Raw genomic sequence first — 24,332 nt, 5'->3', positions numbered from 1 at the left:
GGACGAAGATCTACCTCCCTAGCTTGGCAAAACCCGACAAAGTGCCATTAAAATCCTTCGGGTCATCGTCAGCCACCGGGGAATCGAGAACCATGGGCTTGTCCGCTCGCGAAAAGCGCGCCCTCGACGGGATCGCCGACCGGATCTACAGCGAGGACCCCCTCCTGGCCGAGACGCTGTCGTCGTTCGCGACCGGCGCGGTCACCGCCGAGCCCCTGCCCGCCCGCCGCGGCGCCTTCCCCGGCGTCCTGATCCCCGTCGCCCTGCTGGCCGCGATCATGGCGATCATGGCCGTGCTGCTTCCCCCGATCTCGGGTTCGGCCGCCGAGGTCGCCCCCTCCCCCACCCACGCGCTGACCCGCGGCTGACCTCCGGCTCCGCGCGCCGTCCGCCCTGGTAGGACGGGTTTCACACCTTTCCCCGTTGGGGACCCCATTGGTTATCGGCACCCGAAACGGGCAGTGCGGGGGATGCGTGCCAGGGGGCGTGGGATGGGAGATTCCTTCGGCGACCGTCCGCGAGGGCGCACCGCCGCAGAAGAAGGAGTGATCCGCGACGAGGCGGCCGAGGAGATCGCCGGGGAACACGGCAAACTCGGCCTGCCCGCGGCCATCGCCCTGATCGTGGGCAACATCGTGGGCACGGGCGTGTTCCTGCTGCCCGCCTCGCTGGCCGCCTACGGCACCGTCAGCATCCTGGCCATGGCCCTGGTCTCGATCGGCGCCGTCGCGCTCGCCGTGGTGTTCGGCAGGCTCGGCGCGCGCCTGCCGGAGGGCGGCGGGCCGTACGCCTACGCCAAGGACGCCTTCGGCGAGTTCTCCGGCTTCTGGAACGCCTGGTCGTTCTGGCTGACCGCCTGGATCGGCAACGCCGCCATCGCCGTCGTCTGGGTCAACTACGTCGGCTACTTCCTGCGCTGGGACTCCCCCGCCGCCCGGATCGCCCTGGCGCTCGTCGCCCTGTGGGTCCCCGCGCTGATCAACCTGAGCGGCGTGCGGAACATCGGCGTCTTCGCGCTGGTCACCACGGTGCTGAAGTTCGTCCCGCTGGTCTTCGTCGCGGTGGTCGGCCTGTTCTTCATGCGGGGAGCCGACTTCGGCCCCTTCGTGGCGACCGGCGGCTCCTGGATCGCGGCCCTGTCCACCGCGGGCGCGCTGGCGCTGTTCATCTACTCGGGCGTGGAGAGCGTCACCATCGTCGCGGAGAAGGTCAGGGACCCGGCCCGCAACATCGGCAGGGCCAGCGTCTACGGCGTGCTGATCTGCGCCGCGATGTACATGCTCAGCACGGTCGCCGTCTTCGGCGTCGTCCCGCACCAGGCGCTCGTCGGCTCCACCGCCCCCTTCGCCGACGCGATCAACGCCATGTTCGGCGGGAGCGTCGGCGGCGGTGTCATGGCCGCCTGCGCGATCGTCTCCGGCATCGGCGCCATCAACGGCTGGACCATGCTCGTGGCGGAGATGCCGATGGCCGCCGCCAGGGACGGCCTGTTCCCCTCCGTCTTCGCCCGGCGGTCGCGCCGCGGCGCCCCTTGGGTCGGCATCGTCGCCGGGACCGCGCTGACCTCGCTGGTCGTGTTCTACAACTATCTCGGCTCGGAGGGCGGCTTCGACAGGATCCTGCTCATCGCCACCTTCACCACCGTCATCCCCTACTTCTTCTCCGCCTGCGCCCAGCTGTTCTGGCTGGTCACCGGGGCCCGCGAGGTCAAGGGGGCCAGGCTCGGCCGCGACCTGGCCGTGACCGCCCTCGCCGTCCTGTTCGCCTTCTGGATGGCGTACGGCGCCGGCACCCAGGCCATCTTCGTCGGGTTCCTGATGCTCCTGGTGGGCATCCCCGTCTACATCTGGACCAAGGCCAGACGCGGCGAGTACGGCCCGGGAGGTGAGGCCGCCGTACCGGCGGCCGGGCACGACCGTTGACCGACCGGCCATCACGAGGCCAGCACGGAGGAAGAGAGATGACCTTTCACGTCGACTCCGAAGTCGGGCGGCTTCACCGGGTCCTGCTCCACAGGCCCGAGCTGTCCCTGAAGCGGCTCACCCCGTCGAACAAGGACGACTTCCTCTTCGACGACGTGCTGTGGGTGCAGCGCGCGGTCGAGGAACACGAGGAGTTCCAGCGGGTGCTGCGCGAACACGGGGTCGCCGTCCACCTCCTCGGCGACCTGCTGCGCGAGACGATCGACATCCCCGAGGCCCGCAAGTACATCCTCGACCACGTCATCGAGGAGCGTTTCTTCGGCCCCATGGCCGTGGACGCCCTGCGCAACGCGCTGGACGCCATGCACTCCGACGACCTGCAGCTCTACCTCACCGGCGGGATCACCAAGCAGGAACTCGTCGAACGGGGTACCGACCCCAAGAGCCTGGCCTTCCACACTCTCGGCCCCGACGACTTCGTCCTGCCCCCGCTGCCCAACCACCTGTTCACCCGCGACACCTCCTGCTGGATCTACGACGGCGTCTCCGTCAACGCGATGCGCAAGAAGGCCCGCCAGCGCGAGACCGTGAACTACGAGGCGATCTACCGTTTCCACCCGATGTTCGCCCCGGGCTTCGACAGGCCGCAGGAGGGCGGCTTCAACCTGTGGATGCCGGGCCTGGCCGCCGCGCCCGCGACCATCGAGGGCGGCGACGTGCTGGTGCTGGGCCGCGGGGCCGTACTGGTCGGGATGAGCGAGCGCACGCAGCCGCAGGCGGTCGAGATGCTCGCGCGCAGCCTGTTCGCCAAGGGCGGCGCGAAACGGATCGTGGCCCTGAACATGCCGAAGGCACGGGCGTTCATGCACCTGGACACCGTGATGACCAGCGTGGACGTCGGGGTGTTCGTCAAGTTCGCCGGGCTCGGGATGCTGCCCTCCTACACCGTCGAACCCGGCGACACGGAGAAGGAACTCAAGATCACCGATCACGCGCCCGAGGACATGCACCGGGCCATCGCCCGCGCCATGGACCTGGACGAGATCAGGATCCTCACCCCGACGCAGGACGTCTACGCGGCCGAGCGGGAGCAGTGGGACGACGGCTGCAACGTGCTGGCGATCAGTCCCGGCGTGGTCATCGCCTACGAGCGCAACACCACCACCAACAACTACCTGCGCGCCAACGGCGTCGAGGTGACCACCATCAGGGGCAGTGAGCTCGGCAGGGGCCGCGGCGGTCCCCGGTGCATGAGCTGCCCCCTCGAACGCGACGGCATCTGACCTCTCACCAGGGACAGGCACATGGCATTCAACCTGCGCAACCGCAGCTTCCTCAAGGAGCTCGACTTCACCCCCGAGGAGTTCGGGTTCCTCCTCACCCTCGCGGCCGACCTCAAGGCGGCCAAGTACGCGGGCACCGAGAGGCCGCGCCTGAGGGGCAGGAACATCGCCCTGATCTTCGAGAAGACCTCGACCCGCACCCGGTGCGCCTTCGAGGTCGGCGCGCACGACCAGGGCGCGCACGTCACCTACCTCGACCCCTCCGGCTCCCAGATGGGCCACAAGGAGTCGGTGCGGGACACCGCGCGGGTGCTCGGCCGGATGTTCGACGGCATCGAGTACCGCGGCAGCAGGCAGGCCTACGCCGAGGAACTGGCCGCCTACTCGGGCGTCCCCGTCTGGAACGGCCTCACCGACGAGTGGCACCCCACCCAGATGCTCGCCGACCTGCTCACCATGCGGGAGCACAGCGACAAGCCCCTGCGCGAGATCTCCTACGCCTACCTGGGCGACGCCCGCAACAACATGGGCCACTCGCTGCTGGTCACCGGCGCGCTGATGGGGATGGACGTGCGGATCGTGGCCCCCAGGCAGCTGTGGCCGGAGGAGACGGGGGTCGCCGGGCCCGCCAGGGACCTCGCCGAGGCGACCGGCGCCAGGATCACCGTCACCGACGAGGTCGCCGAGGGCGTCAGGGGCGTGGACTTCCTCTACACCGACGTGTGGGTGTCCATGGGCGAGCCGGACGAGGTGTGGGACCAGCGCGTCAAGCTGCTCATGCCGTACCAGGTGAACGCCTCGGTCGTCGAGGCGACCGGCAACCCCAGGGTGAGGTTCATGCACTGCCTGCCCGCCTTCCACGACCGGGAGACGAAGGTCGGCGAGGAGTTGTTCGAGAAGACCGGCCACGACGCCCTTGAGGTCACCGACGAGGTCTTCGAGTCCCCGCTGTCGATCGTCTTCGACCAGGCGGAGAACCGGCTGCACACGATCAAGGCCGTCATGGTCGCCACCCTGGGAGACTGAGGATGCGCGTCCTGGCCGCCCTGGGGGGCAACGCGCTGCTGCGCAGGGGGCAGAGCCCCGACGCGCTGCCCCAGCGGGAGAACGTCCGGATCGCCGCCGCCTCGCTGGCCCGGCTCGCGGAACGGCACGAGCTGATCATCACGCACGGGAACGGCCCCCAGGTCGGCGTGCTGGCGCTGGAGAGCGCCAACGACCCCAACCTGGCCAGGCCGTATCCCCTGGACACCATCGGCGCCGAGACCCAGGGCATGATCGGATACTGGATGCTGCAGGCCCTGCAGAACGCGCTGCCGGGGCGGCAGGTGGCCGCCACGGTCAACCAGACGCTCGTCTCGGCGGTCGACCCCGCCTTCGACGACCCGACGAAGTTCGTCGGCCAGGTCTACGAGCGGGCGGAGGCGGAGAGACTGGCCGAGGAGTACGGCTGGACCGTCAAGCCGGACGGACGGCACTGGCGCAGGGTCGTGCCCTCCCCCGCCCCGCAGCGGGTCGTGGAGACCCGGCTGCTGCGCCGCCTGGTCCGCGACGGCGTCGTGGTGATCTGCGCGGGCGGTGGCGGGATACCGGTGATCCGCAACGACCGGGGACAGCTCCAGGGGGTCGAGGCGGTCATCGACAAGGACCTGACCGCCTCCGTGCTGGCCGAGGCCCTCGAAGCCGACGTCCTGATGATCCTCACCGACGTGCCGCGGGTCGCCAGGCACTTCGGCACCCCGCGGCAGGAGGAGATCACCCACACCACTCCCCACCAGCTGCGCGCAGAACGGTTCCCTACGGGCTCCATGGGCCCCAAGGTCGAGGCCGCCTGCCGGTTCGTCGAGACCACCGGCGACATGGCCGCGATCGGCAGGCTGGACGAGGCGGAGCTGATCCTTGAGGGCGAGGCGGGCACCATCGTCACCCCCAACGCCACCTGGCCGCTGGCCAGCACCCTTTGACCTGTCTCTTCGAGGAGGGCGTCACGTGGACTCCGTGGTACGGCGGCTGCTGCGCACCAAACCCACCGAGCAGATCGTCGCCGAGGGCGGTCACGGCGAGGGCGGCGAGCTGCGCCGGACCATGACCCTGTGGCAGCTCACCCTCTTCAGCGTCGGCGCCACACTCGGCACCGGCATCTTCGTCATCCTCGGCCAGGCCGTGCCGAAGGCGGGCCCCGCCGTGGTCGTCTCCTTCGCCCTGGCCGCCGTCACGGCCCTGTTCTCCGCGCTGTCCTACGCCGAGCTGGCCGGGACCATCCCGGTCTCCGGCTCCTCTTACTCCTACGCCTACGCGACGCTGGGCGAGCTGGTCGCCTGGGTGTGCGGCTGGTGCCTGATGCTGGAGTACGCCGTCTCCGTCGCGGCGGTCGCGGTCGGCTGGGGCGAGTACCTCAACCACTTCCTCCGTGACCTGTTCGGCTGGCAGTTGCCCGCCGCCGTCACCCACTCCCCCGGCGACCAGGGAGGGGTGGTCAACGTCACCGCGGTCCTGATCGTCCTGCTGGCCACCTGGCTGCTGCTGCGCGGCGCCTCGGAGAGCGCGGCCGCGAACGCGGTCTTCGTGCTGATCAAGATCGCGGTGCTGGCGTTCTTCTGCGTCGTGGCCTTCACCGCCTTCGAGAGCGGCAACCTGACCCCCTTCGCCCCACTGGGCGTCGCCGGGATCACCGCCGCCGCCTCGCAGGTCTTCTTCTCCTACATCGGCTTCGACGCCGCCTCGACCGCCGGTGAGGAGGCGAGGAACCCCAAGCGCGACCTGCCGCTGGCGATCCTGCTGTCCCTGCTCATCGTCACGGTCGTCTACGTACTGGTCGCGCTGACCGCCGTCGGCGCCATGCCGTGGCAGCGGTTCGACCCGGACACGACCGAAGCCAGTCTCGCCCTGATCGCCGACCGCGCGACCGGCTCGACCTGGGCGGGCCTGATCATCTCCTTCGGCGCGGTCATCGCCATCGCCAGCGTCGTGCTGACCGTGCTGTACGGCCAGACCCGCATCCTGTTCGCGATGTCCCGCGACGGCCTGCTGCCGAGGATCTTCGAACGGATCGATCCACGCCGCCAGGTCCCGGTCGCGAACACGATCATCGTCGCCGCGTTCGTCTCCCTGCTGGCCGGGTTCATCCCGCTCGGCCAGCTCGCCGAGGCCACCAGCATCGGGACCCTGTTCGCCTTCGCCATCGTCAACGTCGGCGTGCTGGTGCTGCGCTACACCCGGCCGGACCTGCCGCGCAGCTTCAGGACCCCGTTCTTCCCGCTGACACCGGTCCTCGGGGTGATCTTCTGCGTGGTGGTGATGCTGGGGCTCGCCGGGGTCACCTGGCTCGCCTTCGCGATCTGGATGACCGTCGGCCTGCTCGCCTACTTCCTGTACGGCTACCGCCACTCACGCCTCAGCAGGAGCGTCCGATGAAGATCGAGCACATCCTCGCCGGATTCGTCCCCGGTGGCCGGGGCCAGGACGGGCTGACGCTGGCCGTACTGCTGGCCCGGCGGGCCGGGGCCCGGCTGACCGTCGCCCACGTCCACGTGCCCACCTGGCCGACCCCGGGACCGGGGAAGATCGACGCCGAGTGGCGCGCCTACGTGGCCGCGCAGGCGCAGACCGTCCTGGAGCAGGCCCGCGAGCTGCTGGCCGGCGTGCGGGACGTGCCGGTCGACTTCGTCTCCCACGGCCACCGGGGCAGCGGCAGGGGGCTGGTCCAGCTCGCCGGGCGGCTGGAGGCCGACGCGGTGGTCATCGGCCCCGCCCCCGGCGGCGGTAAGGGCCGCATCCGGGTCGGCAGCACCGCCGACCAGCTCCTGCACACCTCCCCCGTGCCCGTCGCCCTCGCGCCCCGCGGGTACGCCGAGAGCCATCCGCCGGCCCTGCGGAGGCTGACCGTGGCCTACCGCCGCGACCCCGCCTCCGACGAGGCCGTACGGCAGGCCTTCGAGCTGGCCGGGCGGATGGGCGTCCCGCTGCGCCTGGTCACCCTTGTGCTGGGCGGGGGACGGCGGGGCAGGGTCGAGGCCGAGATGCTCGGCAGGATCAGGGAGAAGGTCACCGCCGACCTCGACGAGATCGTCCGGGGGCACGACGACGTCCGGGTCGACGTGGAGGTGCTTGAGGGCAGGGACGTGGCCGCCGCGCTGGCGGGCACCGACTGCGAGGGGGCGATGTTGATCTGCGCCTCCAGCGAGACCGGGCCCCTGCGGCGGGTCTTCCCCGGCGACGTCTCGCTGAAGATCATACGTTCGGCCCCCTGTCCGGTGATGATGGTGCCCAGGAGTCCCGCCGGGAAGCGAGGGTCCGCCGGACGGCGCGGGAAACGGTGATGATTCACTATCCGCCATGGGACAAGCACGGCGTTTGAGGCGGACCACATCGGATCGGATTCGACATCTTTTTTCCAATCAGCTTGACCTTAGGCGCCCACAGCTTTACCGTCACTGTCCGTAACCACACCTCGCGGCGTTATCGGGTAAACCCCGACGCATCAGTCACCGAAGGTGCCTACCCCAGGCCAACCCGGTGGTTGGGGCATAAGTTGCGAGGGAGGACAATCAACTGAAAGCAGTACATAACCGAGCCGGGGGGCCACACGATGCCGTCTGAATACGCCAAGTCGCTGGGTGCAAGACTCCGCGCGATTCGCACTCAGCAGGGCCTGTCCCTGCACGGAGTCGAAGAGAAGTCCCGCGGTCGTTGGAAGGCCGTTGTCGTCGGCTCCTACGAGCGTGGGGACCGTGCGGTCACGGTGCAGAAGCTGGCCGAGCTGGCCGACTTCTACGGGGTTCCGGTCAATGAGCTCCTGCCCGGGGGCAGCGCGCCGAGCCCTCTTGGCCCCACGCCGAAGCTTGTGATCGACCTTGAGCGTCTTGCCCAGCTGCCCAAGGAGAAGGCGGGTGCGCTGGCTCGTTACGCCGCCACCATCCAGAGCCAGCGTGGTGACTACAACGGCAAGGTGCTGTCCATCCGTCAGGAGGACCTGCGCTCCCTGGCCGTGATCTACGACAAGTCCCCCAGTGAGCTCACCGAGGAACTCATCACCTGGGGTGTGCTCGACCCCGAGGCCCGCAGGGCCGTCGAGTCCTTCTGACGACCCGTCCGGTCGCGGGCACGCGCGGCTGGGCGTGCCCGCGAGCCGTGGTCTTCCTCTCTCGTTAGAACATGGCCCGCACGCCGCCACGGATCACCATCGCTGTGGTAGGAAAAGGCAAACATGGCATTTAACGAGATGTGGTGGACATGGCCCGGGGAGAGGATCGTCACGATCACTCTCGACCGCGCCCTGAAGGCCGTCTCGCCTCACTCAAGGCGGCCCTGGGCTCGACCAAGACCCGGGCGTTCCTGCGGCTGCTGACCTCCGTCGGGGCGACCAGGACCCAGGAGACGCTCAGGCTGCTGCCGTTCGTCGTCATGGCCCTGGTCGCGCTGATCGACTTCGGCTCCGGGCCGACCTCCGGGCTGCTGCCGCTGCTCGCCCTCGGCCCCGCCTTCGCCAGCGTGGCCTGCGGCCTGGCCAGGACCACGATCTCCGGCCTCATCGCACTGGCCCTGTGTGTGGCGCTCGGCGTCTACAACGACATCCTGTGGACGCCCCGCACCAACATCACCATGGCCGCCATCCTCGGTGTCACGGTGGCCAGCGTGCTGGCCAGCGCGGGACGCCTGCGGCACGAGCGTCAGCTCGCCGACGTCCGCTCCGTCGCGGAGGCCGCCCAGCGGGTGCTGCTGCGACCGGTCCCGCGCCGCGCCGGGCCGGGGATCGGCGTGGCCGTCTCCTACACCTCCGCCACGGCCGAGGCCCGCATCGGCGGCGACCTGTACGAGGTGGTGACCACTCCGCACGGGGTGCGCATCATCGTGGGAGACGTCCAGGGAAAGGGCCTGGAGGCCGTGGAGACCGCCGCCGTGGTGCTCGGCGCCTTCAGGGAGGCCGCCCACGACGAGGCCAAGCTGCAGGGCGTCGTGGCCCGCCTGGAGAACGCGCTGTCGCGGGAGCTGTCGGGCGAGCAGTTCGTCACCGCCGTACTCGCCGAGATCACCGACCTGACCGATCTCGGCGAGGCGCAGGAGGGCACCTCCATCACCGTCATCAACTGCGGTCATCCGCCGCCCATGGTGCTGGCGGCCGACGGCAGCCGTTCCTTCGCCGACCCGCCCGACGAGGCCCTTCCGCTGGGCATGGCGTCGTTGAAGGGGGCCGAGGCCGTGCCGTACCAGATCGGCTTCGAACCCGGTGACCAGGTGCTCTTCTACACCGACGGGGTCATCGAGGCGCGCGACGGGACGGGCCGGTTCTATCCGCTGGCCGACAGGGCGCACCTGCTGAACGGCTCCGACCCGCAGCTGGCCCTCGACGCGCTACGCGCCGACCTGCTGCGTCACGTGGGCAAGCCGCTGAACGACGACGCCGCCATGCTCCTGCTGCGCCACCGCGCCGCCCGCCCGCTGGCCTCATCGGCGGCCTAGAGCCGCTAGCCGGCCAGGGGGACGCGGGCCGGGAGGGTGGTCTGGGCGGGCAGGCCCAGGAGGGTCTCCACCGTGACGACGAACCGCTCGGCCTCGGAGATCAGCTCCTCGGCGTCCCTCGCCGAGACCATGCGGGTCATGCCCGCCTCGGCGGCGGCCCGTTTGGTCGCGCTGGTCTCGAAGTAGGGGGCCCACTCGGCCAGCCTGGGCTCGGCCTCGGGCAGCAGCTCCCAGGCGCTGCGCAGGCGGCGCCTGCGGCCGTCCATGGGCCGTGGCCGCGCGGCCAGGATCGCGGCCGCGGCTCTGAGCGCCGCCAGGTGGGCGGCGACGTATCGGGTTGCGGGGGTCCGGGCGGCGCCCGCCTCCTCAAGACAGTCGCGCGCGTCGGCCAGGTGCGCCCGCACCGTGGACGAGAGCCGGGGCCCATCGGAATCGCTGAGCCGAGGGGTCATGTGCTTCAGCCTCCTTGGTCGCAAGCGGCTCCCGGCGAATCCGCCGGTCAGGTCAACACTCGCAGACCCCACCGACAAATCCTCCGGGCGGCCGGACGAGGAGCTTCCCCTCTCCCCGCCCGCCCCGGCCCGGCCGGGCCGCCGTGGCCGACGGTCCCGGAAAGGCCAACCACCCTGGACGTGGACCGCGAGCCCCACGTCATCACATCGAACATAAATTCGATCACTGGTAGTGTCAAGTAAACGCACGAACAAAAGTTCGACACCACCGGGCAGCCTAGAACCATACGAATCACCCACCCCGGAAGAACCGCCGGAGAGTCGCCGGTCGCGCGCGGACAAGCCGGGGCGGTCACGGCCAAGGGGTTTCGGACATCCCCGGCTTCCCTCCCTCACCCAGCGGACGCACGGCCGCCTCCATACCCCTTTCCCTGTCGCATTGGCTGATTTATAGGCCTGTGCCTGCTTTAAATGTTCAAGGTGGAGTTTGAGCGTTGTGCGGTTTTCTGCGGCATCTCGGTGGCCGGGAGTCGTGGGCGCCGCGCGTTCCGCGTTGCCCACGAGTTCCCCATGACGAGAACACGGCCCGGTGTTCACAGGGCGGGGAAACAGCCGTCAAGACGGGCCCGCCACGGCGCCCTTTCCCGCGCCCCCGCGGCGGCCCCGGGAACGACCGTGCCCCCGGCCCTTGAAGGACCGGGGGCACGAAGAACCGCGTTCACTCCGTCAGCGAACGAATCTGCCCCGGACGTGCACCGGGACTCCCGTGCCGAGCATGCCGGGCAGGACCGCGGCGACGTTCATCGGCAGCCGCACACAGCCGTGGGAGGCCGGGGCCAACGGCACCGAGAGTGCGCCGTGCAGGGCGATACCGCCGTTGAAGAAGATCGGGTTGTAGAGCTGACCAAGGTATGACCTGTGCCAGCCGTTCCTGCGCCAGGTCGTCTTGTAGTCGCCCGTCGGCGTGCGGGCGCTTCCGCAGAACTTCTGGGTCTTGCCCTCCCAGGTGGCCGTCTCGCAGTACGGAATCCCGCTGCCCGAGGAGATGTGGCTGATCAGCTTCACCCTGCCGTCCACGTACAGGGTCATCACCTGCTGGGTGAGGTTGACCTCGACCCTGGTCGGCCTGCCGTTGGGCACCAGCACCTTCGGCGACCTGGGGTTCTGTAGAGCGTTCCAGGTCTTCCTGGTCACGGTGCTGGTCGGCGCGATGCCGTTGATCTTCTGGAAGGCCCACAGCGCGGTCAGCGTCGTGCCGCCGTAACGCCCGTCGGCCGTGCCCGGCAGGTAGCCCAGCTCCCGCAGCCTGGTCTGCAGCGCCTTGACCGCGGTCCCCTTCGCCCCGAGCCTCAGCGTCTGGCCGGGGGCGACGAACCCCGGCGCCGCCTGGGCCGTGACCGCGGTCGCCGCGGAGGTGACGACCTGAGCGTTCGCGACACCGGGAGAGGCCAGCAGCATCGCCCCCGCCGTCACCAGGGCGGCCACTCCGAGCCGTCCTCCAACCCCCATCACCATCATCCCCTCCTGTCAGTCAAGCCCGAACAACGGACCATAGCGCACCAACCATCCACTCTCCGGCAACGGTTATGAAGAGGTAATCGATGGTCAACCCGTTTAGAGTGACCGGGTGCCGGAAAAGTTGCATCCCAACATCGAGAAGGTCGCCGCGGCTCTGAGAGAGCACGGCGTCACCGGAGAGATCGTCGTCTTCGACGAGGCGACGCCGACGGCGGCGACCGCCGCGGCGCAGCTCGGCTGCGAGGTCGGCGCCATCGCCAACAGCCTGATCTTCGACGCCGACGACCGGCCGCTCCTGGTGCTGACCAGCGGCGCCCACCGGGTGGACACCGGTCTGGTCGCCGAGAAGGTCGGCGCGGCGCGGGTACGGCGGGCGACCCCCGACTTCGTCCGCGCGGCGACCGGCCAGGTCATCGGCGGCGTCGCCCCGCTGGGACATCCCGCCCCGATCAGGACCCTGGTCGACGTCTGGCTCGACAGGCACGAGGTGGTCTGGGCCGCGGCCGGCCACCCGCACACGGTCTTCCCGACCTCCTTCGCCGAACTCCTCCGCGTCACCGGCGGGACCCCGGTCGAGGTCGAGCGCTGAACGCCAGGCGGACACCCGCCAAACCCTGACGAACCTCTCAGATCCTCATGGTGGTCATCCTGCTAGGGTGCGTTGCGTGATCGAACTGCGACGGGTCGGCCCCGAGGAGTTCGCCGTGGGCCTCGACGCGGTCCTCGACGTCTACACCGCGGCGATGCTCCCGCCCGCCGACCAGCTCACCGGGCGAAGGGCGATCATGAGAGGCCACGCCTCCTACTCCCGGTTCACCTGCCTGTTCGCCGAACGCGCCGACGGCAGGACGGTAGGCTTCGCCTACGGCTTCCACGGCGAACCCGGCCAGTGGTGGCACGGCGTCGTCCGTCAGGCGATCACCGAGCACGACGGCCAGGCCAGGACCCGCGAGTGGCTCGACGACGCCTTCGAACTCGCCGAGGTCCACGTCCACCCCGACTACCAGGGCAAGGGCGTGGGCCGGGCGATGGTCACCGGCCTGTGCGCGGGGCGCCTGGAGCGCACCGCCGTACTGTCGACCCGTGACCAGGAGACGGCGGCACGTCATCTCTACCGGAGCCTGGGCTTCGGCGACCTGCTGACCGGGTTCGTCTTCCCCGGGGGCCAGGAGCGCTACGCGATCCTGGGCACCCCGCTCCCGCTGGCCCAGTACGTCTAGACCGCCAGCCGGTCGTCCGCCCCGGTCGTGACGTCGAGGGCCTGGAAGACCTCGCGGGTCGCGCTCGACCGGTTGAAGGTGATGAAGTGGATGCCGGGCGCGCCCTCGTCGAGCAGGGTCTGGCACAGCTCGGCGGCGTGCTCGATGCCCAGGTCGCGCACCGCGGCCGGGTCGTGGGCGACGGCCTCGAACCTGGCGGCGACCTCGGGCGGGAACGGCGCGCCGGAGAGCTGCTCGGAACGGGCGATCGTGCTCATCTGGGTGACGGGCATGATGCCGGGGATGATCGGGGTCTCGCATCCACGGGCGGTCACCCGGTCACGCAGCCTGAGATAGTCCTCCGCGCGGAAGAACATCTGCGTGATCGCGTAGTCGGCGCCCGCCCGGCACTTGCGCACGAAGTGCTCGGTGTCGGCCTCGACGGAGGTGGACCTGGGGTGCTTGTAGGGGAAGGCGGCCACGCCGACGCAGAAGTCGCCGGACTGGCGGATGAGCCTGACCAGCTCCTCGGCGTACTGCACGCCCTCGGGGTGACGGATCCACTCTCCCGTCACGTCGCCGGGCGGGTCGCCCCGCACGGCGAGGATGTTGCGCACGCCCGCCCCGGCGAACCTGCCGATCAGGTGGCGCAGCTCACGCAGGGAGTGGTTGACGGCGGTGAAGTGGGCGACCGGGGTCAGCGTCGTCTCGTGGGCGAGCCGCTCGACGATCTCCACCGTCCGGTCGCGGGTGCCGCCGCCCGCGCCGTAGGTGACCGAGACGAACGTCGGCCGCAGGGCCTCAAGCTCCCGGATGGCCCGCCAGAGCTGACGCTCCCCCTCGTCCGTCTTCGGTGGGAAGAACTCGAACGAGAACGAACGGCCACCGGCGGCGAGGAGCTCGCGGACGGTGGGCACACGTTCGGGGAAGACTGACGAGCGACCCAGAGCCATGCCCCTAGGGTACTGGCCGCCCGACGGAGCGCCACAACCGTGATCGGTTCAACACCCTTCCTCCTGCCGGGCCCCGGCGGGGACACCGCGGGCATAACCTCGCACCTCCGGGCCGATAATCTCGGGGTATGACCCCTTCCGCGGCTGCTCTCGACACCATCCGTTCCGAAGTGGATCGATCCCTCAGGGAGTTCGTCGACCGGCAGCGCCCCCTGGTCGGCGCGCCCGAACTGGTCCCGCTGCTCACCGCGGCCGAGGAGTTCCTCGCGGGCGGCAAGCGGCTGCGACCCGCCTTCTGCTACTGGGGCTGGCACGGCGCGGGCGGGGAGGACGATCCGGCGCTGTTCACCGCCGCGGCCTCCCTTGAGCTGCTCCAGGCCAGCGCCCTCGTGCACGACGACGTCATGGACGCCAGCGATCTGCGCAGGGGCATGCCGTCGGCGCACCGCAGGTTCCAGGCGATGCACGAGAAGGCGGGCTGGCGCGGTTCCGCCGGGCAGTTCGGCGAGGGCGCCGCCATCCTGCTCGGCAACCTGCTGCTCATCTGGTCCGGGGAGATGTGGCGCAACAGCGGGCTGCCCGTGGAGTCGCTGGCCGCTGCCCAGCGGATCCACGACCACATGCGCACCGAGCTGATGTGCGGGCAGTACCTCGACCTGCTGGAGCAGGCGCACGAGGAGAACACCTTCGACAGCGCGCTGCGGGTCGCCCTCTTCAAGAGCGGCAAGTACTCCGTCGAGCAGCCGCTCAGGCTCGGCCTGGTGCTGGCCGCGCGGGGCGTCGAGCCGTGGATCGACCGGCTCTGCGAGGAGTACGGCCGCAGCGTCGGCATCGCCTTCCAGCTCCGCGACGACGTCCTCGGCGTGTTCGGCGACCCCGCGGAGACGGGCAAGCCCGCCGGGGACGACCTGCGGGAGGGCAAGCGGACGATGCTCGTCGCCCGTGCCCTGGCCGTGGCCACCCCGCTCCAGGCCAGGACGGTCGAGGAGACGCTCGGCGACCCCGACCTGGACGCCGCCGGGGTCGCCAGGCTGCGTCAGATCATCGAGGAGACCGGGGCCCTGGCGGCGTGCGAGAGCATGATCAAGGAATATCTCGACCACGCCCTCGTCTCGCTCGACGGCGCCCCGATCACCCCGCGGTCCCGTACGGCCCTGGCCGATCTGGCCGTGGCCGCGACGTCACGTCGCACCTGAGGCCGGGCCCGGCGTCCACCGGGCCCGGACCGGTCGGATGCGGATCAGGTGAGCCCGGCGGTCAGGCGCCGCCTGAACTCCCCCGCGGCGACCTTCGGGTCGTCCGCCTCGGTGATGGCCCGCACGACCACGACCCGGCGCACGCCGTATGACATGACCTCGTCGAGGTTGGACAGGTCGACACCGCCGATGCCGAACCAGGGGCGTTCCGTCTCCAGCGCCGCGGCGTGCCTGAGCAGCGCGGGGCCGGGGGCGTGCCTTCCCGGTTTGGTAGGCGTCGGCCAGATGGGACCACAGCAGAAGTAGTCGACTCCCGCTTCGACGGCCGCGGCTGAGGCCTCCTGCGGGGCGTGAGTGGAACGCCCGATGAGGATGTCGTCGCCGAGGATGTCGCGGGCGGCCCGCACCGGCAGGTCGTCCTGTCCGAGGTGGAGCACGTCGGGACGGGCGGCGTGAGCGATGTCGGCCCTGTCATTGACCGCGAGCAGCTTGCCGTGGCGGTCACAGGCCTCGCGGAAGACCTCAAGGAGGGCGAGTTCCTCCCTGGCCTCAAGGCCCTTCTCACGTAGCTGGACGATGTCGACCCCGCCCGCGAGGGCGGCGTCGAGGAAGTCGGCCAGGTCTCCGCGCTCACGGCGCCCGTCGGTGCAGAGGTAGAGGCGGGCGTCAGAAAGCGAGCGCCTGGGCACGTCTCTTGACCTCGGTGTGGCGGCCCGCGACTATCGCGTCCACCGGGGACCCCGGGAGGGTCTCGTCTGGGGTGAAGAGCCACCGGAGCGACTCGACGTCGTCGTATCCGGCGTCGAGCAGCACGGTGAGCGTGCCTGGCAGCCCCTTCACCACGTCGTCCTTGCCGAGGAAGGCGGCGGGAACCTGTGGCTCGCCCCCGCCCCTTCGCACTCCGATGAGCTTGCGGTCCTTGAGAAGTTGCTTCGCGCGACCGGCGCTGAGGTTGAGTCTCCTGGCGACCTCGGTCAAGGTGAGCCACTCGCCCACCAGTTGGTCTGTTTCCCGGTCGATCTGCGCAACAGAAAGCGTCACGAATCCACCACTACCACATCGTGCCTTCCGCCAAACACCCGGTGGGCAGGTTAAGCGACCGTGCAGTCGCGCAGCGCCACCGCCGGATCGGCCAGGCGAACGGCGTCGAGCCGCTGGCCGCCCTCGATGAGACGGCGCCCCTGCAGGAGGTCGCGGGGGCGGTTCACCGCCAGGACCGCGGCCAGCCTGCCGTCGCCGCGGACCCAGCAGGCCCCCCACCTGGAGCCGCCCTCCGGGTCGCCGCGCAGGACGAGGCGCTCGCCGTCGTTGCCGTCGTCGTGGTGCCCGGCGTACTGCACCATGTGGCCGAACTGCTCCGACCAGAAGTAGGGCACCGGGTCGTAGACCGCGTCTCCGCCCATGAGCGCGGCCACCGCGACCTCCGGGGCACCCAGCGCGGTGTCCCAGTGCTCCACCCGCAGGCGGCGGTCGTAGCGGCGCGACCACCAGGCGGCGCAGTCGCCGACGGCGACCACCCCGGGCAGCGAGGTGCGCAGGTGCTCGTCGGTGACGACGCCGTTGTCCAGCTCGACACCGGAGCCCGCCAGCCACTCGACGGCGGGCCGTACGCCGACGCCGGTGACGACCACGTCCGCCCTGACCCGTGAGCCGTCGGCCAGGGTGAGCCCGTCGTGGTCGACGGAGGCGACCTGGACGCCCAGGCGCAGCTCGACGCCCGCCTGTTCGTACCAGCGGGCGGTGTGCCCGCCGACGGCCCCCAGGGCCTGGGAGAGCGGCAGGTCGGCCGCCTCGACGACAGTCACCTCGCAGCCCGCCCTGTGGGCGGCGGTGGCGACCTCGGCGCCGATCCAGCCAGCCCCGATGACGGCGACGCGCACGCCCGCGACGAGCCGCTCGCGCAGGGCGAGCGCGTCGTCGATGGTGCGAAGCACGTGCTGCTCGCCGTCGCCGCGCAACCGGACGGGACGGGCGCCGGTGGCGATGACCAGTCCGTCGTAGGCCACCTCGCCCTCGGTGGTCTCGACCACGCCCGGCCGCAGTCCCTTCGCGGCCACCCCCGGGCGGAAGTCGACCTCAAGCGCGTCGAGATCGGAGTCGACGACCGTGGAGTCCGTCTCCCCCAGCAGGACGGACTTCGACAGCGGGGGACGGTCGTAGGGGCGGTGTGCCTCCTCGCCCATCAATGTGATCGTGCCGGCGAACCCTCGGGCTCGTAACGCCTCGACACTGCGCACGCCGGCCAGGCCGGCGCCAACCACCACGACATGATTCACAACTCACGAGCCTAAGCGCCCTGCCCGATCCTCTGCCATTAGCTGTTTGATAACGAAAACGGTATTTAGCTCGCATCCAACGCAGTGAGGGCGTCACCACAGCCCTTAAGGTGGAAGCGAGCAGACGCGCGGGAGCCCGGAGCGCACCGGGCTGAGAGGAGGGCTACGGGGCGACGCGGACCATCGAAGGCCATTTGACGTGCTGATACACCGTGCCGGCGCACGGGGCGCGCGTCCGGCGGCGATGATCCCGGCGTGACCGTCAGCGGCCCTCGACCGCCAGGAACCTGATCCGGGTCATGCCGGCGAAGGGAGCGGAGGGTACGAATGTCACACCACTTCGACGTGCTCGTCATCGGCGGAGGCGTCGCCGGGCTCTCCGTGGCCTGGCGTGCGGCCAGGAGGGGCTCACGGGTGGCCGTGGCCGACCCCGACCCCGGCTCGGGGGCCTCGCACGCGGCGGCGGGCATGCTGGCGCCGGTCAGCGAGGTGACCTACACCGAGGAGCCCCTGCTGCGCCTCGGGCTGGCCTCCCTGGCCAGATGGCCCGCCTTCGCCGCCGACCTGACCGAGGACGGCGGCCTCGACCTGGACTACCGGGCCCTGGGGACGCTCGACGTCGCCTTCGGCTCCGACGATCTGGCCGCGCTCGACGAGTTGGCCGCCTTCGTCGACAAGCTCGGCCTGCCCGCGGAACGGCTCACGGGCCGCGAGTGCCGCCGCCTGGAGCCGATGCTCGCCCCGTCGGTGCGCGGTGGCCTGCTGGCCGGCGGCGACTCCTGGGTCGACCCGCGCAGGGTCGTCAAGGCGCTGCTGACGGCGCTGCAGCGGCGCGGCGGCGCGCTTGTCCGCTCCCGCGTCGCCGGGCTCACGACCGACGCCGCGGAGCGGGTCACCGGCGTACGGCTCGCCTCCGGCGAGACCATCGGCGCGGACCTGGTGGTCCTGGCCGCCGGCGCCTGGTCGGGCGGCCTTGAGGGGCTGCCGCCCGACGCGGTGCCGCCGGTGCGGCCGGTCAAGGGACAGATCATGCGGCTGCGTTCGGCCACCCCGATCCTGGGGCGGTGCGTGCGCGGCGTGGTGCACGGCTCCCCCGTCTACCTGGTGCCGCGCGGCGACGGGGAGGTGGTCGTCGGGGCGACCCAGGAGGAGATGGGCTTCGACACCCGGGTGACCGCGGGAGGCCTGTGGGAGCTGCTGCGCGACGCGCGGGAGCTCGTTCCCGGCGTCACCGAGCTCCAGGTCCACGACGTGGTCGCGGGCCTGCGTCCGGGCACCCCGGACAACCTGCCGCTGGTCGGGCCGTCGGCCGCCGCCGGTCTGTCGCTGGCCACCGGCCACCACAGAGGCGGCGTCCTGCTCGCCCCGCTCACCGCCGACCTTCTCTTCCCACCGTCCTCGTCCGAGGCGCACTCCCCCGGCGCGCCACCCGGCGAGGAGGACGAACTGCGGGCGATCTGCTCTCCACTGCGTTTCCAGGAGCACCGATGAACGTGACGATCAACGGAACCGCCCACGAGCTGCCCAGGGGGGCGACCGTGGCGCTGGCCGTACAGCGGCTGACCGAGGCCAGGAGCGGCGTGGCCGTCGCGGTGAACGACGAGGTGGTCTCACGCGGCGCGTGGGACTCCACGACGCTCGCCGAGGCCGACCGGGTCGAGGTGCTCACCGCGGTGCAGGGAGGCTGAGGGACATGCTTGGGGACACACTGACGAACCCGGACGACGACCTGGTCATCGGCGGGGAGAAGTTCTCCTCGCGGCTCATCATGGGCACCGGGGGCGCCCCCTCGCTTGACGTCCTCGAACAGGCGCTGGCCGCCTCGGGCACCGAGCTGACCACGGTCGCGATGCGGCGCCTGGACCCGTCCGCGCGGGGCTCGGTGCTCGACGTGCTGCGCAGGCGCGGCATCAAGGTCCTGCCGAACACCGCGGGCTGCTTCACCGCGGGGGAGGCGGTGCTGACCGCGCGGCTGGCCAGGGAGGCCCTGGAGACGAACTGGGTGAAGCTGGAGGTCATCTCCGACGAGCGCACCCTGCTGCCCGACCCCATCGAGACCTTCGACGCCGCCGAACGGCTGGTCGCCGAGGGCTTCGTCGTGCTGCCTTACATCGGTGACGACCCCGCCCTGGCCCGCAGGCTCGAACAGGCCGGGTGCGCGGCGGTGATGCCGCTCGGCGCGCCGATCGGTTCCGGTCTGGGTGTCAGGAACCCGCACAACATCGAACTCATCGTGGAGGCGGCGGGCGTTCCGGTGATCCTCGACGCCGGGATCGGCACCGCGAGCGACGCGGCGCTGGCGATGGAGCTCGGCTGTGACGCCGTCCTGCTCGCGACCGCCGTGACCAGGGCGAGGCGTCCCGACCTGATGGCCCGCGCCATGCGCTCCGCGGTCGTCGCGGGCCGTACGGCCAGGGCCGCGGGCCGTATCCCGCGCCGCAGGTACGCCGAGGCCTCATCCCCCATGACTCCTTAGGGATCGGTCAACTTCTCCGCATCGGTTTCGAACACGCCGACCCTGTGGGCGCCAAATCGCCCGTAAACTCTGCCGGGTGGACACGACGCTTACGGACCCCCTGGTCGGGAAACTCCTCGACGGGCGTTACCGCGTCGAGTCCCGGATCGCCCGGGGCGGGATGGCGACCGTATACCTGGCTCTGGACGTCCGGCTCGACCGCACGGTCGCCGTGAAGGTGATGCACCGCACTCTCGCCGAGGACCCCGCGTTCGTGCGCAGGTTCATCGGCGAGGCCAAGTCGGTGGCGAGTTTGTCGCACCCCAACGTGGTACACGTGTTCGACCAGGGCACGGACGGGGGCAACGTCTACCTGTCGATGGAGTACGTCCCCGGGCGCACCCTGCGCGACGTGCTCCGCGAGCGGGGCAGGCTGCCGGCCCGCGAGGCCCTGGAGGTCATGATCCCGGTCCTCGCCGCGCTGGGCGCCGCCCACCAGGCCGGGATGATCCACCGGGACGTCAAGCCGGAGAACGTGCTGCTCGCCGACGACGGGCGGGTCAAGGTCGTGGACTTCGGCCTGGCCCGCGCGATCGAGGCGACGAACCAGACGCGCACCGGTGTCATGATCGGCACCATCGGCTACATGTCGCCCGAGCAGGTGACCTCCGGCTCCGCCGACGCCCGCAGCGACGTCTACTCCGCCGGGATCATGCTGTTCGAGCTGGTCACGGGGCATCAGCCGTACGAGGGTGAGACGCCGATGTCGGTGGCCTACCGGCACGTCCACGACACCGTGCCCGCGCCCTCCTCGCTGCTGCCGGACATTCCGCCGCTGCTGGACACGCTGGTGGCCCAGGCGACGGCGCGCGACCCCGCGCTGCGCCCCGTGGACGCGACCGCGCTGCTGGTCGCCGCGGTCGAGGCGCACCGGACGCTGCCCAGGGACAGCGCCCCCGTGGCCGGGCACGCGGGAGGGCAGCCGACCGGGCCCACCGGAGGGCACACGGCCGCCGCCGGGTTCCGCCAGCCCCCCGCCGCCCCCGCGGCGGGAGGCGTCAACCACACGCTGATCCAGCCACGGGGTGACCTGCTCACCGGCCCCGCGGCCGACCCGCACCCGCGCCCGCCCGCGCCCGCGCGCAGGGGGTTCCGGCCGAACTGGTACCTCGTCGCGCTGGCCGTGGTGATGGTGATCGCGGTCGGGGTGACCGGCTGGCTGTTCTCCCAGAACACCACGATCGTCGTCCCGGTGCTCACCGGCAAGAACGTCAACGTCGCCCAGAGCGAGGCCAGGGCTCTCGGCTTCCTCGTCGAGATCGGCAAGCCGGAGAACGACGAGAAGGTGCAGAAGGGCAACGTGATCAGGACCGATCCGATCGCGGGCACCACGGTGGACAAGCAGTCCAAGATCGTCCTGTTCCCCTCGGGCGGCCCCAAGCGGGTCGTGGTGCCCAACGTGATCGGCATGACCGAGGCCCAGGCGAGGTCGGACCTGGCGAGAGTGACGCTGACCGTCGACGACGTCAAGAAGCAGCCCAGCAACACCGTGCCCCGCGGACAGGTCATGCGGACCGTCCCCGCCGTGGGCAACCGGGTCAAGGAGGGCACCAAGATCGACCTGCTGGTGAGCGCGGGCCTGGTCGCGCCCGATCTCAAGGGCATGCCCCGCGACCAGGCCGACGCCCTGCTGCGCGGCGCGGGTTTCGTGCCCGAGTTCGTCGAGCAGACCGACGCCGCCCAGCCCTGCACGGTCATCGCCCAGGACCCGCAGCCGAACGCGGAGATCGACGCGGGCGCGACCATCAGGCTCACCGTGTCGCTGTGCAACAACCCCCAGTGGCACTGGCCCTGGGAGATCAACAACTCCGTGCCGGGAGACGACGGCGGAGACGTGGCCCAGCCCCTGGCCGTCGTCCCCAACGTGATGTTCAAGGACGTCAAGGCGGCGCGCGAGGAGCTTCGCGCCGCGGGGATGAAGGTGACCGTGCGCAAGGGGCTGGGCAGGGGCAGGGTCCTGGCCCAGCGCCCGCCGGGCGGCCAGCAGGTGCCGTCCGGGACCCAGGTCACCATCTGGCACTGAAAGAGGCACTGAAAGAGGCGCTGAGGGGGCACTGAGGGGGCACTGAGGGGGCACTGAGGGGGCGCTGAGAGGCCTCCGGGCGGGCGGGGTCAGAGCCGTTCGCGCGCGACGGTCTCCGCGAGCCGTTCGAGCAGGGGACCCGCCTCGGCCAGGCACACGGCCGGGTCGGGTTCGACGGCGGTGAGCGGATAGGCCGCCGTGATGCCCGCGGCGTTCAGCTCCTCCTCTCCGAGGTCGCACCGGCCGCACACCGCGACGACCGGCACCCCCGCCTTCGCCGCCGCGGAGGCGACCCCGGCGGGCGCCTTGCCGCGCAGGGTCTGCTCGTCCAGCGCGCCCTCGCCGGTGATGACGAGGCGGGCGCCGTCGAGCCGCCGGTCGAAGCCGAGCAGGTCGAGCAGATACTCGATGCCGGGCCTGAAGGCGGCACGCAGAAAGGCCAGGGCCGCGAAGCCCGTTCCACCCGCCGCGCCCGCGCCCGGCATGCCCGCCACGCCCATGGAGCGGACGACGCCGTCGTGCTCGACGGCACCGGCCAGGCCGTGGGTGTGCGTGGCGACGGCGGCGAGCCTGGCCAGGGCCCGTTCCAGCAGCTCCACCTCCTCGGGACCGGCGCCCTTCTGCGGGCCGTAGACGGCGGCGGCGCCGTACGGGCCGAGCAGGGGGTTGTCCACGTCACAGGCGACGACGAACTCGACGCCCTCCAGGGGAACGGTCCCCGAGGTGTCGATCCTGTCCAGTTCGCGCAGGGCCGCGCCGCCTTCGGGCAGTTCCGCTCCCTCCGCGTCCAGGAAGCGGACGCCGAGGGCCCGCATCATGCCCGTCCCGCCGTCGGTCGAGGCGCTGCCGCCGAGGCCGAGCACGATCCGGCGGGCTCCGCGCCGCAGGGCGTCGGCGACCAGTTCGCCGGTGCCGCGGGTGGTCGCGGTGAGGGGGGCGAAGCCGGGGCCGTCTCCCCGCTGGGGCAGTACGCGCAGTCCGGACGCCTCGGCCAGCTCGACGACCGCGGTCGGCCCTGGCTCGCCCTGGGCGGCCTCCCGCCAGGCGTAGGCGGCGCGCACCGGCTCTCCCGTGGGGCCCGCGACCTGGATCTCCACCCGGGTGAACCCGGCCGCGACGACGGCCTCGACGGTGCCGTCGCCGCCGTCCGCGACCGGCAGCGTGACCACGGTGACGCCGGGGCCGAGCCCCCTCGCCACGTGCGCGGCGACCTCGGCCGCGCTCAGCGACCCCTTGAACTTGTCCGGGGCGACGACGACGTGGCCCGGCGACTGAGACAACCCTGCTCCCTGCGGCGAAAAACGGGCGGACGACGGCGTGCGCCGCGTTCCGCGTGCTGGACGCCCATCATCACACCACGCCGCCGGGACATGGGTGACGGGTGCGAGTCCCCGGACGGGACGCCCCTAGACTGGCTCCACCATGAGTTCCGTGTCCCTCATCGGCGGACACGTCTCCGTCGCCGGTGGCCTGGCCACGGGCGGCCTGCGGGCGGCCTCGGAGATCGGCGCCGAGGTGATCCAGGTGTTCGTCACCAATCCGCGCGGCTGGGCGCTCGCCGAGGGCGACCCCGCCGAGGACGCCCTGTTGCGTGAGTCCGGCATGCCGTGTTTCGTGCACGCGCCCTACCTCGTCAACATGGGTTCCCCCAACCAGCAGACTCTGGACCGGTCGGCGGACACCGTACGGCACTGCCTCCGGCGGGCCCACGCGATCGGCGCCCGGGGGGTGGTCGTCCACACCGGGTCCGCGGTGACCGACCCCCGCGAGAAGGCCCTGCGCAGGCTGCGTGAGCGTCTGCTCCCGCTGCTCGACGAGATCCCGGACGACGGTCCGGACCTGTTGCTCGAGCCGATGGCGGGACAGGGCGCGATGCTCTGCGCGACCGTCCAGGATCTGGAGCCCTATCTCGCGGCCCTCGACTGGCATCCGAGGGCCCGTGTCTGCCTGGACACCTGTCATGCCTTCGCGGCCGGGCACGACCTGTCCACCGCCGCCGGGGTCGCCGAGACCCTCGACGCCCTGCACGGGTTCGCCCCCGGACGGCTGGGGCTGGTCCACGCCAACGACTCCATGGACGTGTGCGGTTCCAAGAAGGACCGGCACGCGAACATCGGCACGGGCCACATCGGCGTGCGGCCCTTCGGTCACCTGCTGTGTCATCCGGTGGTGGCGGGGGTTCCGGTCTGCGTCGAGACCCCCGGTTCCGCCGCCCGCCAGGACATCGAGACGCTCAAGGGTCTCCGCCGGGCACCGGTGCCCTCGGGTCCCCGGGTGTGACGGGACGCCGCCGCCCGCAATCCGGCCGCCCCCGCGCGTGACCGGATCGCTCGGACCCGCCCCCGCGGGTCGGCGCGGGCGTCCCGTCACACCGGAGGCCGCCGGGCCCCCTTCCCCCCGGTTGGGGGCCCGGCAATGGGTGACCGCGCTTGGAGGTCACCTCGGGTTTCCGCGCACCAGGTGTTCTCGAGCCTTTCGGCTCTCTCCCCCTCTCCGGTGCCGCGGGTTTGGCTCTCCGACGTACGGAACACTAGAG

At 71.2% G+C, this 24,332-nt stretch carries 24 protein-coding genes; 17 read left to right on the top strand and 7 right to left on the bottom strand.

The window, feature by feature from the left end:
• Positions 1 to 98: 98 nt before the first annotated feature.
• The 9 genes from ACIBVQ_RS02910 (at position 99) to ACIBVQ_RS02870 (ending at position 9,664) form a co-directional block, all read left to right on the top strand.
• Positions 99 to 368 carry a DUF3040 domain-containing protein gene (locus ACIBVQ_RS02910; RefSeq protein WP_352008944.1) on the top strand — a complete coding sequence of 90 codons (270 nt, stop codon included), beginning with the start codon at positions 99 to 101 and terminating at the stop codon, positions 366 to 368.
• A gap of 123 nt (positions 369 to 491) precedes the next feature.
• Positions 492 to 1,922 carry an amino acid permease gene (locus tag ACIBVQ_RS02905; protein WP_399175213.1) on the top strand — a complete coding sequence of 477 codons (1,431 nt, stop codon included), beginning with the start codon at positions 492 to 494 and terminating at the stop codon, positions 1,920 to 1,922.
• 38 nt (positions 1,923 to 1,960) lie between these two features.
• Entirely contained in the window at positions 1,961 to 3,205 is a 1,245-nt protein-coding gene (locus tag ACIBVQ_RS02900) for an arginine deiminase (protein WP_399175211.1), read from the top strand.
• A gap of 21 nt (positions 3,206 to 3,226) precedes the next feature.
• Positions 3,227 to 4,231, top strand: a complete 1,005-nt coding sequence (gene argF, locus ACIBVQ_RS02895; protein WP_352008941.1) for an ornithine carbamoyltransferase — start codon at positions 3,227 to 3,229, stop codon at positions 4,229 to 4,231.
• 2 nt (positions 4,232 to 4,233) lie between these two features.
• Positions 4,234 to 5,169 (top strand): carbamate kinase, encoded by a 936-nt coding sequence (gene arcC, locus ACIBVQ_RS02890; protein ID WP_399175208.1) that lies wholly within the window; start codon positions 4,234 to 4,236, stop codon positions 5,167 to 5,169.
• A gap of 25 nt (positions 5,170 to 5,194) precedes the next feature.
• Positions 5,195 to 6,619 (top strand): amino acid permease, encoded by a 1,425-nt coding sequence (locus ACIBVQ_RS02885; protein ID WP_352008939.1) that lies wholly within the window; start codon positions 5,195 to 5,197, stop codon positions 6,617 to 6,619.
• Positions 6,616 to 7,524 (top strand): universal stress protein, encoded by a 909-nt coding sequence (locus ACIBVQ_RS02880; protein ID WP_399175206.1) that lies wholly within the window; start codon positions 6,616 to 6,618, stop codon positions 7,522 to 7,524. Before ACIBVQ_RS02885 ends, ACIBVQ_RS02880 begins: the two co-directional genes overlap by 4 nt.
• 269 nt (positions 7,525 to 7,793) lie before the next feature.
• A complete protein-coding gene (locus ACIBVQ_RS02875; RefSeq protein ID WP_271219163.1) occupies positions 7,794 to 8,288 on the top strand; it encodes a transcriptional regulator in 495 nt (164 codons plus the stop codon).
• Positions 8,289 to 8,437: 149 nt separating this feature from the next.
• Complete coding sequence (locus tag ACIBVQ_RS02870; RefSeq protein ID WP_362910415.1) at positions 8,438 to 9,664, top strand: PP2C family protein-serine/threonine phosphatase; 1,227 nt, start codon at positions 8,438 to 8,440, stop codon at positions 9,662 to 9,664.
• A 5-nt stretch (positions 9,665 to 9,669) separates the two neighbouring features.
• On the opposite strand, the gene ACIBVQ_RS02865 is transcribed toward ACIBVQ_RS02870, so the two are convergent.
• Together ACIBVQ_RS02865 and ACIBVQ_RS02860 are read right to left on the bottom strand one after the other, a co-directional pair.
• Positions 9,670 to 10,116, bottom strand: coding sequence for an SAV_6107 family HEPN domain-containing protein (locus ACIBVQ_RS02865; RefSeq protein ID WP_352008936.1), 447 nt, complete (start codon positions 10,114 to 10,116; stop codon positions 9,670 to 9,672).
• A gap of 726 nt (positions 10,117 to 10,842) precedes the next feature.
• Positions 10,843 to 11,625, bottom strand: coding sequence for a L,D-transpeptidase family protein (locus ACIBVQ_RS02860; RefSeq protein WP_362910417.1), 783 nt, complete (start codon positions 11,623 to 11,625; stop codon positions 10,843 to 10,845).
• A 118-nt stretch (positions 11,626 to 11,743) separates the two neighbouring features.
• On the opposite strand from ACIBVQ_RS02860, the gene ACIBVQ_RS02855 reads away from it, so the two are divergent.
• Positions 11,744 to 12,223: a YbaK/EbsC family protein gene (locus ACIBVQ_RS02855; protein ID WP_352008934.1), complete on the top strand. Its 480-nt coding sequence runs from the start codon at positions 11,744 to 11,746 to the stop codon at positions 12,221 to 12,223.
• 76 nt (positions 12,224 to 12,299) lie between these two features.
• Entirely contained in the window at positions 12,300 to 12,854 is a 555-nt protein-coding gene (locus tag ACIBVQ_RS02850; protein WP_362910419.1) for a GNAT family N-acetyltransferase, read from the top strand.
• Here the strand turns inward: ACIBVQ_RS02850 and metF are convergent.
• A complete protein-coding gene (metF, locus tag ACIBVQ_RS02845) occupies positions 12,851 to 13,786 on the bottom strand; it encodes a methylenetetrahydrofolate reductase [NAD(P)H] (RefSeq protein WP_352008932.1) in 936 nt (311 codons plus the stop codon). The two genes, ACIBVQ_RS02850 and metF, sit on opposite strands and share 4 nt — an antisense overlap.
• 128 nt (positions 13,787 to 13,914) lie before the next feature.
• On the opposite strand from metF, the gene ACIBVQ_RS02840 reads away from it, so the two are divergent.
• Positions 13,915 to 14,982: a polyprenyl synthetase family protein gene (locus tag ACIBVQ_RS02840; RefSeq protein ID WP_352008931.1), complete on the top strand. Its 1,068-nt coding sequence runs from the start codon at positions 13,915 to 13,917 to the stop codon at positions 14,980 to 14,982.
• A 44-nt stretch (positions 14,983 to 15,026) separates the two neighbouring features.
• Here the strand turns inward: ACIBVQ_RS02840 and thiE are convergent, their stop codons facing one another.
• Genes thiE through ACIBVQ_RS02825 form a run of 3 tightly spaced genes read right to left on the bottom strand, consistent with a single transcriptional unit; the run spans position 15,027 to position 17,258 of the window.
• Positions 15,027 to 15,671 carry a thiamine phosphate synthase gene (gene thiE, locus ACIBVQ_RS02835; RefSeq protein ID WP_399175201.1) on the bottom strand — a complete coding sequence of 215 codons (645 nt, stop codon included), beginning with the start codon at positions 15,669 to 15,671 and terminating at the stop codon, positions 15,027 to 15,029.
• A complete protein-coding gene (locus ACIBVQ_RS02830) occupies positions 15,649 to 16,023 on the bottom strand; it encodes an Rv2175c family DNA-binding protein (protein WP_352008929.1) in 375 nt (124 codons plus the stop codon). The genes thiE and ACIBVQ_RS02830 overlap by 23 nt, the downstream gene beginning before the upstream one ends.
• Before the next feature lie 50 nt (positions 16,024 to 16,073).
• Positions 16,074 to 17,258, bottom strand: coding sequence for an NAD(P)/FAD-dependent oxidoreductase (locus ACIBVQ_RS02825; protein ID WP_386189992.1), 1,185 nt, complete (start codon positions 17,256 to 17,258; stop codon positions 16,074 to 16,076).
• A 327-nt stretch (positions 17,259 to 17,585) separates the two neighbouring features.
• Between ACIBVQ_RS02825 and thiO the strand changes: the two genes are divergently transcribed.
• The 4 genes from thiO (at position 17,586) to pknB (ending at position 21,796) form a co-directional block, all read left to right on the top strand.
• Entirely contained in the window at positions 17,586 to 18,749 is a 1,164-nt protein-coding gene (thiO, locus tag ACIBVQ_RS02820; protein ID WP_352008927.1) for a glycine oxidase ThiO, read from the top strand.
• Complete coding sequence (gene thiS / locus ACIBVQ_RS02815) at positions 18,746 to 18,946, top strand: sulfur carrier protein ThiS (protein WP_352008926.1); 201 nt, start codon at positions 18,746 to 18,748, stop codon at positions 18,944 to 18,946. The genes thiO and thiS overlap by 4 nt, the downstream gene beginning before the upstream one ends.
• Positions 18,947 to 18,951: 5 nt before the next feature.
• Entirely contained in the window at positions 18,952 to 19,734 is a 783-nt protein-coding gene (locus ACIBVQ_RS02810) for a thiazole synthase (protein ID WP_362910429.1), read from the top strand.
• 76 nt (positions 19,735 to 19,810) lie between these two features.
• A complete protein-coding gene (gene pknB, locus ACIBVQ_RS02805; protein WP_399175198.1) occupies positions 19,811 to 21,796 on the top strand; it encodes a Stk1 family PASTA domain-containing Ser/Thr kinase in 1,986 nt (661 codons plus the stop codon).
• Between the two features lie 89 nt (positions 21,797 to 21,885).
• On the opposite strand, the gene ACIBVQ_RS02800 is transcribed toward pknB, so the two are convergent.
• Positions 21,886 to 23,076: a glycerate kinase gene (locus ACIBVQ_RS02800; RefSeq protein WP_399175196.1), complete on the bottom strand. Its 1,191-nt coding sequence runs from the start codon at positions 23,074 to 23,076 to the stop codon at positions 21,886 to 21,888.
• Positions 23,077 to 23,218: 142 nt separating this feature from the next.
• Here ACIBVQ_RS02800 and ACIBVQ_RS02795 point away from each other — a divergent pair, with 142 nt between their 5' ends.
• Positions 23,219 to 24,076 carry a deoxyribonuclease IV gene (locus tag ACIBVQ_RS02795; protein WP_399175194.1) on the top strand — a complete coding sequence of 286 codons (858 nt, stop codon included), beginning with the start codon at positions 23,219 to 23,221 and terminating at the stop codon, positions 24,074 to 24,076.
• The last annotated feature ends 256 nt before the right edge of the window (positions 24,077 to 24,332 follow it).

It is taken from the genome of Streptosporangium sp. NPDC049376 (assembly GCF_044466505.1).
Taxonomy (GTDB): domain Bacteria; phylum Actinomycetota; class Actinomycetes; order Streptosporangiales; family Streptosporangiaceae; genus Streptosporangium.
Note: the sequence above shows the minus strand (reverse complement) of the source record. Positions and strands in the feature narration are given on the sequence as shown.

Coding starts and splice junctions, on each gene's coding strand:
- ACIBVQ_RS02905 (WP_399175213.1), top strand. CDS start 492: ATGGGAGATTCCTTCGGCGACCGTCCGCGAGGGCGCACCGCCGCAGAA.
- ACIBVQ_RS02900 (WP_399175211.1), top strand. CDS start 1,961: ATGACCTTTCACGTCGACTCCGAAGTCGGGCGGCTTCACCGGGTCCTG.
- argF (WP_352008941.1), top strand. CDS start 3,227: ATGGCATTCAACCTGCGCAACCGCAGCTTCCTCAAGGAGCTCGACTTC.
- arcC (WP_399175208.1), top strand. CDS start 4,234: ATGCGCGTCCTGGCCGCCCTGGGGGGCAACGCGCTGCTGCGCAGGGGG.
- ACIBVQ_RS02880 (WP_399175206.1), top strand. CDS start 6,616: ATGAAGATCGAGCACATCCTCGCCGGATTCGTCCCCGGTGGCCGGGGC.
- ACIBVQ_RS02875 (WP_271219163.1), top strand. CDS start 7,794: ATGCCGTCTGAATACGCCAAGTCGCTGGGTGCAAGACTCCGCGCGATT.
- ACIBVQ_RS02870 (WP_362910415.1), top strand. CDS start 8,438: ATGGCCCGGGGAGAGGATCGTCACGATCACTCTCGACCGCGCCCTGAA.
- ACIBVQ_RS02865 (WP_352008936.1), bottom strand. CDS start 10,116: ATGACCCCTCGGCTCAGCGATTCCGATGGGCCCCGGCTCTCGTCCACG.
- ACIBVQ_RS02860 (WP_362910417.1), bottom strand. CDS start 11,625: ATGGGGGTTGGAGGACGGCTCGGAGTGGCCGCCCTGGTGACGGCGGGG.
- metF (WP_352008932.1), bottom strand. CDS start 13,786: ATGGCTCTGGGTCGCTCGTCAGTCTTCCCCGAACGTGTGCCCACCGTC.
- ACIBVQ_RS02840 (WP_352008931.1), top strand. CDS start 13,915: ATGACCCCTTCCGCGGCTGCTCTCGACACCATCCGTTCCGAAGTGGAT.
- thiO (WP_352008927.1), top strand. CDS start 17,586: ATGTCACACCACTTCGACGTGCTCGTCATCGGCGGAGGCGTCGCCGGG.
- thiS (WP_352008926.1), top strand. CDS start 18,746: ATGAACGTGACGATCAACGGAACCGCCCACGAGCTGCCCAGGGGGGCG.
- ACIBVQ_RS02810 (WP_362910429.1), top strand. CDS start 18,952: ATGCTTGGGGACACACTGACGAACCCGGACGACGACCTGGTCATCGGC.
- ACIBVQ_RS02795 (WP_399175194.1), top strand. CDS start 23,219: ATGAGTTCCGTGTCCCTCATCGGCGGACACGTCTCCGTCGCCGGTGGC.